This is a genomic window from Shinella sp. GW835-FHT14H05, from assembly GCF_058793575.1.
Genome location: NZ_JBXAFY010000045.1, coordinates 1 through 577, shown reverse-complemented (window position 1 = coordinate 577; position 577 = coordinate 1). Strand labels below are relative to the sequence as shown.

Annotated in this window: 1 protein-coding gene and 1 pseudogene; both read right to left on the bottom strand. The window is 59.1% G+C overall.

Annotated elements, in window-relative coordinates:
• Positions 1-8 precede the first annotated feature (8 nt).
• A complete protein-coding gene (locus AC1Q6Z_RS35280; protein ID WP_492650751.1) occupies positions 9-368 on the bottom strand; it encodes an IS1 family transposase in 360 nt (119 codons plus the stop codon).
• Positions 365-577, bottom strand: a pseudogene (locus tag AC1Q6Z_RS35275) (IS1-like element ISCaa1 family transposase); the annotation flags it as partial. The gene AC1Q6Z_RS35280 and the pseudogene AC1Q6Z_RS35275, both read right to left, overlap by 4 nt.

Sequence of the window (577 nt, the reverse complement as noted above, 5' to 3'; positions counted from 1 at the left end):
GGGAGTGTTCATGTTGGACTCGCGAGGCGTTTTCTTGCGAGGAAGATGTCGAGTGTGATCTGGAGCATTTCGAGTGTCTTTGATGCGCGCTTTGTTTTCCGGTTGAAGCGGGCCAGCATGTCGCGGAACGAGGCGTTCGAGGACTCGATGAGGTGGGTCTGCGCCTTGGTCTGCCAATGCGGTTCGTCCGCCTCGATCCGCTCGAAGGCCAGATGATAGCAGGAGTTGGCATCGGTGAAGATGGTGCTTATCTGGCCGACGGTCGCCTTGGCCAAAGCGTAGATGGCCATGGCACTGCGCACGCCCTGATCGCCGATATGGTATGCGACGACCCGGCGGTGGCGACGGCTATAGGCCGTCCAGATCACTGCCCGCTGCTGTTTTTTTGGACATAAGTGTAGATCTCGTCCATCTCGATGACATCGGACATGGCGGTGTCCATCGGCTCGGCCTGGGCCACTTTGCGCTGCAAGGCAGCATGCTCCTTGCGGATCCAGTTCAGGACCGTTGCAGGCGATGCCTCCAGCACCCGGCCGATCGCCCGAATGCCCATGCTATTCATGTACATCTCGATCGC